3 protein-coding genes are annotated in these 1,842 nt (G+C 58.7%); 2 read left to right on the forward strand and 1 reads right to left on the reverse strand.

Annotated features, from left to right (window positions below; genetic code table 11):
- Positions 1 to 349: sensor histidine kinase (locus IVB32_RS12890; protein ID WP_247410490.1), on the forward strand; the 349-nt coding region annotated here is incomplete at its 5' end.
- Positions 342 to 719, forward strand: coding sequence for a response regulator (locus tag IVB32_RS12895; protein ID WP_247370655.1), 378 nt, complete (start codon positions 342 to 344; stop codon positions 717 to 719). The genes IVB32_RS12890 and IVB32_RS12895, both read left to right, overlap by 8 nt.
- A gap of 460 nt (positions 720 to 1,179) precedes the next feature.
- Here IVB32_RS12895 and IVB32_RS12905 read toward each other — a convergent pair whose 3' ends face one another.
- Positions 1,180 to 1,554, reverse strand: a complete 375-nt coding sequence (locus tag IVB32_RS12905; protein WP_247370661.1) for a hypothetical protein — start codon at positions 1,552 to 1,554, stop codon at positions 1,180 to 1,182.
- Positions 1,555 to 1,842: the final 288 nt, after the last annotated feature.

A 1,842-nucleotide genomic window follows, 5' to 3' on the forward strand; every position in this document is an offset into this window, starting at 1 on the left:
AGGGCCTCACGTCGATCTGGACGCGCGCAGCGCACTGAGCATCACCATGGTGCTGAACGAGCTTCTGACCAACGCCGCGAAGTACGGCGCACTCTCGGTGCCCGATGGGACTGTGTCCTTCACTTGGCGGCTTGGCCCAAACGAAGTGTCGCAAAATGCGGTGGAATGCGAGTGGCGCGAACGCGGCGGTCCCCCGGTTTTGCCGCCCAAGCGGCGTGGCTTCGGTACGCGACTGATGGAGCGGTGCCTAGAGCATGACCTCACGGGCGAGTTCGATCTGGTGTTCAAGCCGGAGGGCACCCGCTGCCGTATGGTGTTTCCCGTAGCGGCTGCCGCGTCCAATGGTTGAGCTGTCCGGCGCAAGGGCTCTCCTGGTCGAAGACGAGGGCTTGGTGGCCCTCATGATCGAAGACATGCTCGAGGAACTAGGATTGAAAGTGGTCGCCTCGGCCGCTCACGTGCCAAAGGCATGCGAACTTGCCACCGCGGCATCATTCGATGTGGCGCTTCTCGATGTCAACCTTGCGGGCGATTTGGTTTTCCCGGTGGCGCGCATCCTGCGCGCACGGAAAATTCCCTTCCTGTTCAGCACGGGCTACGGCGGGCCGCCGCTGGAGGAGGAATTCAGGAATGCGCCGGCGATCGGCAAGCCGTTTTCCATCGACCAATTAAAGGAGCAACTGCAGATTATTCTGGCGCTCCCGCAGAAGCGCGGCTAGGCTCTCTTCACCGGAGAGAATCCGCTAGAAGAACACGATACCCGGCGACCACATCGGCAATGCCGCAAGTTTTTGAAGACAGGAAAAGCCGTCCTAACGAGGCGGCTTTTTCGATACGCCGGCGCGATCCGTCCGGACCGGTGGTACTTCCCCATCCAGCCATTGCTGCTCTTCGGCCAAAGACCGCCACGCCCGTTCCATGCGCCGGTACCGCTTGTAAGCCGGGCTATCCCTGGACGGCTCTCCTTCTGCGAGCATGGCGCAGTTATCGGCGTTCTCCTTGTAAATCTCTGATGGCGTCATTACGGGCTCCTTCGCCACGAAAATAGTCCAAAGCCGTAAAATTTCGATAACCGGAATGCAGCGCCGAAACGCTACTCAAAGGAGGATTGAGAAAAAATGCAAATCTTCCGCCGGGAGCGCAGGAACGAATTCAAAGGCGAGACGAACCGAAGGGCAACTAGCGCTTCGACTTCTTACCTTTTTTCGGAGGCTTTTTTGGTGCAAGCTTCTTCGCAGTTTTCGTTGACGCGCGTTTAGTTGATTTTTTGGGAGCGGCTGTCTTTGCGGCCTTCTTCGGTGCCTTGGCATCTTGTTTGGCAGTCTTCTTCGGACGGGACGCTGTCTTCTTGGCCCTTGCTGCCGCAACTCTCTTGTTGGCTCTCATAGGGGCAGGGCCGCGCTTCTTTCGAGTGAATAGCGGAGCTGGCGTGGTCGCGGCGTCGGTCGCCTCCGGCATGTAGACTTGTTCGTTGGTGGTAGCCGCAACCGCTTCGGGGCCTGGCTTGAGCGCTTCCGTGGCTGCTGCCGAAGCAGTGTCCACGATCTCTGTCACCGCGTCTGAAATCCTATCGAGGAGAGCCTCCCTGAGCCGGACGAGAATAGCTCATTTTGCCTTCGGGCGGGAGCGGTCTTTGGCGTGGACAAATGTTATTCGACGCGCGATTTGACGCACGATGGGCGCCGAAGGTTTGACCCGCCCAGCACTGACGAAGCTCTTAACCCATCACGAGAATGCTCCTCACGAGCGGGGTCAATGTTGGGCTCTGACGCATATTCGATGATCGTGATTGTTTTTATGGCGCGCCAATCAGCCTAGCCTGAAGGAGATCGAGCTTAGCGC

Origin of the sequence: Bradyrhizobium sp. 23, assembly GCF_023073295.1 — a bacterium.
GTDB classification, from domain to species: Bacteria; Pseudomonadota; Alphaproteobacteria; order Rhizobiales; family Xanthobacteraceae; genus Bradyrhizobium; species Bradyrhizobium canariense_D.

Excerpts from the sequence above, each read along its gene's own strand:
- IVB32_RS12895 (WP_247370655.1), top strand. The coding sequence starts at position 342 with ATGGTTGAGCTGTCCGGCGCAAGGGCTCTCCTGGTCGAAGACGAGGGC.